Source organism: Rhodoferax sp. (genome assembly GCF_014859475.1).
Classification (GTDB): domain Bacteria; phylum Pseudomonadota; class Gammaproteobacteria; order Burkholderiales; family Burkholderiaceae_C; genus Rhodoferax.
Window position 1 is genome coordinate 1 of the sequence record NZ_JACUUE010000142.1, and the last position, 6,626, is coordinate 6,626.

Here is a 6,626-nt window from a genome sequence, read left to right on the forward strand (position 1 = left end):
GGTCTCTGTTCCAGGTCCGTGTGCGGTATTGGGCCGGATTCGGGCGGCTCGCAATGGCGACATCCTCAAGTCTGCAGGCATCCTCAGCAAGTCAAAATAGGCGCATGCAAGCCTTTTACTCCGACCATTTCGTGCTGCCGTTGCCCGAGGGCCATCGCTTTCCCATGGCCAAATACGCCATGCTGCGCGAAGCCATCAAACAGCATTTGCCAGGGGTCGAGCTGCTGGAAGCCCCCGTGACCAGCGATGGCCAACTGGCGCTGGTGCACACGCCTGATTACATAGAGCGTCTGGCCAGTGGCCGGATCAGTGCCGCGGCGCTGCGTGAAATTGGTTTTCCCTGGAGTGACTTCATGGTGGAGCGGGCGCGCCGCTCGGTAGGCGCCACGGTGGCGGCGGTGCGCTCGGCCTTGCAAAGCGGGGTGGCGGCCAATTTGGCGGGCGGCACGCACCACGCCTACGCCGACAAGGGCGGCGGTTTTTGTGTTTTCAACGACGTGGCAGTGGCTGCCCGACTGGCGCAAGCCGAGTGGCTGCGTCGGCATCGCCAGGTGTTGAAGGTGGCGGTGATCGACCTCGATGTGCACCAGGGCAACGGCACGGCGCACATCTTTCAGCACGACGACACGGTGTTCACGCTGTCGCTGCATGGCGACAAGAACTTTCCGTTTCGCAAGGAGGCCAGCGACCTGGATGTGGCGCTGCCCGACGGCTGCGGCGATGACGACTACCTGGCCGCGCTGGCGACGGCGCTGCAAACGCTGGGCCAGCGCTTCGAGCCGGCTTTGGTGCTGTACCTGGCCGGCGCCGACCCCTACGCGGGCGATCGGCTGGGCCGCCTGGCCTTGACGCAGGCCGGGCTGGCGGCGCGTGATCAGTGTGTGTTCGATTGGTGCGCGCAGCGTCGCATTCCGCTGGCGTTTGTCATGGCGGGTGGTTACGGCCGCCAGATCGAGGAAACGGTGCAAATTCAGTTGGCCACGTTCCGCTCGGCATTGCACCACGCCCAGCGCTGGCCGCTGCCGTAGCCCGGATGGCGCAAAGCGCAAGCCCGGAGCCGGCGCTGTGCGCTGAACGATCACCCTCAACGCAGGCGACCGCTCTGGGCGTTTGAAATTTTTGACAAACCGGCTCGGCAAATATCACAAGCTCAAAATAGCCAAATGTTTAACAATCCAGTCTTGCAAGCCAACTGCGTGCAATTTAATACGAGGAGACTGATTGATGACCCCAAGCACTTTTGAGGCGCGGACCTATCCACCCAAACCGACCGACGTTTACCTGTTTGCCACTTGTCTGATTGACCAATTCACCCCCGAGGCGGGCTTGGACACCGTGCGCCTGCTCGAGCGCGAGGGCATCCGGGTGCATTACCTGGAAGCGCAAACCTGCTGCGGCCAGCCGGCGCACAGCAGCGGTTTTCCGGACGAGGCGCGCGCCGTGGCCTTGCAGCAGCTCAACCTGTTCGTCGAGCCCTGGCCGGTGGTGATTCCGTCGGGCTCGTGTGGCGGCATGATCCGCAAGCATTACCCGCACCTGTTTGCCGACGACCCTGTGTTGCACGCCAAGGCGGTGGACTTGTCCGAGCGGGTTTATGAACTCACCGAATTTTTGGTGCACGTGGTCAATTTCAGCCAGCCTGACCTGGGCGCGCCTTGCACCATCGCGCTGCACACCTCCTGCCACGCGCGCCGCGAAATGGGCGTGCATGAGACCAGTATGGCGCTGCTCGACCGCCTGGCCCAGGTGAATATGGTAGAGCAGGCGCGCATCGAGGAATGCTGCGGCTTTGGCGGCACCTTTGCCATGCGCTACCCCGATATTTCCGAGGCCATCGTCAACGACAAGGTGGCCGCCATCCGCGACACCGGCGCCGAGCGTGTGGTCAGTGCCGACTGCGGCTGCATGCTCAACATCACCGGCCGCGCTGCCAAGCAGGATGAACTGGCCGGCTTGCCCAAGGCAACTTTGCCGGGTGAACACATGGCCAGCTTTTTGTGGCGCCGAACCACGGAACAAGCCACTTCAGGAGATGCCGCATGAACGCCACCTTGCGCCCCACCGCAGCGGCCGAAGCCAACGCGCGCAGCAGCATCCTGGCGCGGTTGCGCGCCCCTGCCACGCCAGCGCCGCTGCCGCTGCCCGCTGTGAGTGCCTGGTTTGATGCGCACCAACGCCATGAAGACAGTGCCCAGCGCGTGGCCCGCTGGCGTGCTGCGCTCGAAGCCGTCAAGACCGAGGTGCACGACACCACCGTGGCCGATTGGCCCGAACTCTTGTTGCGCCTGATGGCCGAAAAAGGCCTGCGTAATTTGTTGATTGGCAGCGACACGCCGCACGGTGCCGAGCTGGAAGCACGCCAGCCCGCCAATCTGGAACTCAAACGCTATGCCGAGTCCATTGATTCCTGGCGCGACGTGCTGTTTGATGAAATCGATGCGTCGCTCACGCTGGCCAAAAGCGCCATTGCTGAAATTGGCAGCCTGATTTTGTGGCCGACACCGCAAGAGCCGCGACTGATGAGCCTGGTGCCGTCGGTGCACTTTGTGCTGCTCGATGTGGCGACCATCCACGCAGATTTTTATTCCGCCATGACGGCAGAGGGCTGGGCGAACGGTTTGCCAACCAACGCCTTGCTCATCTGCGGCCCGTCCAAAACCGCCGACATCCAGCAAACGCTGGCCTATGGCGCCCACGGCCCGCGTGAACTGGTGGTGCTGTTGTGCCACGCCGACCACGTTACCTCAGGAGCAGCCGCATGAGCCAGGTCATCAAAATCCACCCGATGGAAGATTTCAAGGCGCGCAGCCACGGCGTGCTCAACGATCCGGGCCAGCGCAAGAATTTTCGCGGCGCCATGGACTTTTTGCAGGCCAAGCGGCGCGCCCAGTTCCCGGATCAGGACGAGTTGCAGGGTCTGCGCGAGCTGGGTTCGGAGATTCGCCGTTATAGCCTGGCGCATCTGCCGCGCTTGCTGGAGCAACTAGAGGCCAAGCTCACCGCCAACGGCGTCCAGGTGCACTGGGCACAAAACCCCGACGAGGCCAACGCCATCGCCCTGGCTATCGCGCAACGGGTGAAAGCCAAGACGGTCATCAAGGGCAAGTCGATGGTCAGCGAAGAAGTAGGCTTCAACCACGCCATGGAGGCGGCGGGCATCGAGGCGCTGGAATCCGACATGGGCGAGTACATCGTGCAGTTGGCCGGCGAGGCGCCGTCGCACATCATCATGCCGGCCATCCACAAGACCAAGCAAGCCATTGCCGAACTGTTTGCCAAGGAAATCCCCGGCGTGGCCTACACCGAAGACGTCGATGCGCTGATCCGCATTGGGCGCCGGGTGCTGCGGCGCAAGTTTGCCGATGCCGACATCGGCTTGTCGGGCGTCAACTTTTGCGTGGCCGAGACCGGCACCCTGTGCCTGGTCGAAAACGAGGGCAACGGCCGCATGTGCACCACCGTGCCCAAGGTGCATATAGCCATTACCGGCATCGAAAAAGTGGTGGAAAAACTCGAACACGTGCCGCCGCTCTACAGCCTGCTGGCGCGTTCGGCCACCGGCCAGGCGGTCACCACCTATTTCAATCTGATCAGCGGCCCGCGCAAGCCCGGCGAAAAAGACGGCCCCGAAGAAGTTCACCTGATCCTGCTCGACAACGGCCGCACCCAGGCCTATGCCGACGAAGAGCTGCGCGAAACCCTCAAGTGCATCCGCTGCGGCGCCTGCATGAACCACTGCCCGGTGTATGCGCGCATTGGCGGCCACGCCTATGGCACCACCTACCCAGGGCCGATCGGCGCCATCATTTCGCCGCACATGCTGGGGCTCGATGCCACCTACCCGCTGGCCTTCGCCTCCACGTTGTGCGGCGCCTGTGTTGAAGTGTGCCCGGTCAAGATTCCGATCACCGACATTCTGGTGCGCTTGCGCAACGAGTCGCAAGCCAAGCCCGAAAGCGAAGACGCCACCTTGCGCGGCAGTGGCGCTGGCCGCACCGTGGCAGGCACAGCGGTGTGGAATGCCTGGGCGCAGGTGTATAGCCGCAGCGGGCTGTACAAGCTGGCGTCGTGGTTCATGAGCCGGGGCCGCGCCCTGTCGCCGTCCGAGCAGGGCGCCTGGACGCGCAGCCGCACACCGCTGGTGCCCGCGCCAAAGCGTTTGCGCGACCTGCTGAAGGAGCGAAAATAGTGCACCATGCACAAACCTCAACCTGAACCACGCAGCGCCTACAAGGTATTCCGAACCATCAGCACGCGCTGGATGGACAACGATGCCTACGGCCATGTCAACAATGTCATTTACTACAGCTGGTTCGACACCGCGGTCAACGCCTACCTGATCGAGCAGGGCGTGCTCGACATTGAACACGGCAGCACCATCGGCCTGGTGATCGAAACCCAGTGCAACTATTTCGAGCCGCTGGCGTTTCCACAAAATGTGGATGCCGGCATTCGCGTGGCGCGGTTGGGCAACTCCAGCGTGCGCTACGAAGTCGGCCTGTTTGCGCAGGGCGCGCCGCTAACTGCCGCCAAGGGCCACTTCATTCACGTGTATGTGGACCGTGCCACGCGCCGACCCACAGCGCTCCCCCAGCCACTCAAAACCGTTTTGGAGACACTCGTTTGACAACAGAAAAATTGCCGGCCGCAGATTTGCACGTGGCCACCGTGGACACCGCCATCACCTCGCGCATGTCCACCCGCGCCTTTACCCAACAAGCCGTGCCGCAGCAAACCCTGCATGACATCCTGCAGGTGGCGAGCCGGGCGCCGTCGGGCACCAACACCCAGCCCTGGAAGGTCTATGTGCTGCAAGGCGAGAGCCGCGCTACATTGGTGAGCAAGGTCTGTGCTGCCCATGATGCGCTGCGCGCCAACCCGGCGCTGGCCGCCGAGTACCGCGAAGAATACGACTATTACCCCGAAAAGTGGGTCAGCCCCTACATCGACCGGCGCCGCGAAAACGGCTGGGGCCTGTACAACCTGCTGGGCATTGGCAAGGGCGACAAAGACAAAATGCACGCGCAACACCAGCGCAACTACCGCTTTTTTGACGCCCCGGTGGGTTTGATGTTCACCATCGACCGGGTCATGGGGCGCGGCTCGCTGTTGGATTACGGCATGTTCTTGCAGAACATCATGGTGGCAGCGCGTGCCAGGGGTCTTGACACCTGTCCGCAGGCCGCCTGGAACAGTTTTGCCAGCATCATCCTGCCGCACATTGGCGCCGGTGCCGAAGAGATGCTGGTGTGCGGCATGGCGCTGGGCTACGCCGAGGCCGATCAGCTGGTCAACAGCTTTCGCACCCCGCGTGTGGCGGTTTCAGAGTTCACCCACTGGCTTGAGTGAATAACAGCTCCATGGACGTTGCGTGCGGAGCGCCGTCATTGCGAACGCAGTGAATCCATGACTTCCGGACTGCCTGGATCGCCACGGCCTGCGGCCTTTCCATGAACATCCCCGTCATTGCGAGCGAAGCGCGGCAATCCATGACTTCCGGACTGCATGGATCGCCACGGCCTGCGGCCTCGCGATGACGGAGTTTCTGTTCAAGGTCCGTGTGCGGTATCGGGCCAGGTACGGATGGCTCGCAGTGACAATTTCCCTGTTTCTTACTTGAGGTCTTCCGCAAGCACCTTCACGATGCGCTGGGCATCTGCGGTGGCGGCAGCGCTGCCGTCGGCATTTTGCACCGACACCAAGCTGGTGTTGTCCTGACTGACCACAGAAACCTTGAATTTTTGTGGCGCACTTTCTTTGGCGGAGCCGCCAAAGAGCTTGCCAAAGAAGCCAGGCTCGGCCTTGTCGGCGTTGGGCACCACATAGCGCACAAAATAAACGCCCTGGCTGCGGTCGCGGTCTTCCACGGTGAAGTTGGTGCGGTCAAGCGCCAGGCCCACGCGGCGCCAGGCGCGGTCAAAGTTGTCGTCCAGGCGTACCACCGGCTGACCGCTCACGGTGTCGATGCGGGCACTTTGGGTGACTGGCCCAGCGGCAATGACGGCTTTGGATTGTTCTTCGGAGACACCTAGCTTGACCATCAGACGGCGCAGAAATTCGGCTTCGAGCTCGGGGTCGGCAGCGCGCGGCTGCCACACGGTCTGGTCTTTGGCCGTGCTGTTATAAACCTCGACCATGCCGCGGTGGCTGATGAAAACGTCGGTGCCGCCGCTGGCATTGCGCTCCAGCCGGGTGCGGAACTTGTCACGCTCACCGGTGGAATACAGCGAATCGAACACCTTGCCAATGGTGCTGCGGATGATGTCCTGTGGAATTTTGGCCCGGTTTTCGGCCCAATCGGTTTCCATGATGCCCAGGTTGGCCTGCTCCATTACCAGCAAAAAGCCGTTTTCCAGCCAGAAGTCTTTCACCGGTTGCCACAGTGCGTCGGCGGGGCGGCTGATCACCAGCCAGCGCTGGGTACCGGCGCGCTCGATGCGGACATCACCCAGCGCGCTGGCCGCGGTCGGCGTGGTCTGTCCGCTGCTTTGGCCGATCTGGAAACTGGAGGCCGTGATGGCGCTGCCAGGCACCACATAACGCGTCTCGCGCGAGAGCTGCGTCAGGTCGGGCGGCACTTCAAGCGATGGCGCTTTGCCGGCGCTTTTGTAGTCCACCCTGTCACC

The 6,626-nt window shown here is 62.7% G+C and carries 7 protein-coding genes; 6 read left to right on the forward strand and 1 reads right to left on the reverse strand.

The window, feature by feature from the left end; translation table 11 throughout:
- Window positions 1-104: 104 nt before the first annotated feature.
- The 6 genes from IBX54_RS11175 (at window position 105) to IBX54_RS11200 (ending at window position 5,349) form a co-directional block, all read left to right on the forward strand.
- Window positions 105-1,028 carry a histone deacetylase gene (locus IBX54_RS11175; protein WP_296542732.1) on the forward strand — a complete coding sequence of 308 codons (924 nt, stop codon included), beginning with the start codon at window positions 105-107 and terminating at the stop codon, window positions 1,026-1,028.
- Between the two features lie 196 nt (window positions 1,029-1,224).
- A complete protein-coding gene (locus IBX54_RS11180; protein WP_296542733.1) occupies window positions 1,225-2,043 on the forward strand; it encodes a (Fe-S)-binding protein in 819 nt (272 codons plus the stop codon).
- A complete protein-coding gene (locus IBX54_RS11185) occupies window positions 2,040-2,762 on the forward strand; it encodes a lactate utilization protein (RefSeq protein WP_296542734.1) in 723 nt (240 codons plus the stop codon). The genes IBX54_RS11180 and IBX54_RS11185 overlap by 4 nt, the downstream gene beginning before the upstream one ends.
- A complete protein-coding gene (locus IBX54_RS11190) occupies window positions 2,759-4,189 on the forward strand; it encodes a LutB/LldF family L-lactate oxidation iron-sulfur protein (protein ID WP_296542735.1) in 1,431 nt (476 codons plus the stop codon). The genes IBX54_RS11185 and IBX54_RS11190 overlap by 4 nt, the downstream gene beginning before the upstream one ends.
- Window positions 4,190-4,195: 6 nt before the next feature.
- Window positions 4,196-4,627 carry a thioesterase family protein gene (locus IBX54_RS11195; protein WP_296542736.1) on the forward strand — a complete coding sequence of 144 codons (432 nt, stop codon included), beginning with the start codon at window positions 4,196-4,198 and terminating at the stop codon, window positions 4,625-4,627.
- A 65-nt stretch (window positions 4,628-4,692) separates the two neighbouring features.
- Window positions 4,693-5,349, forward strand: coding sequence for a nitroreductase (locus IBX54_RS11200; RefSeq protein WP_296542738.1), 657 nt, complete (start codon window positions 4,693-4,695; stop codon window positions 5,347-5,349).
- Between the two features lie 263 nt (window positions 5,350-5,612).
- Here IBX54_RS11200 and bamC read toward each other — a convergent pair.
- Window positions 5,613-6,626 (reverse strand): outer membrane protein assembly factor BamC (gene bamC / locus IBX54_RS11205; protein WP_296542737.1); only part of this gene is annotated, 1,014 nt, incomplete at its 5' end.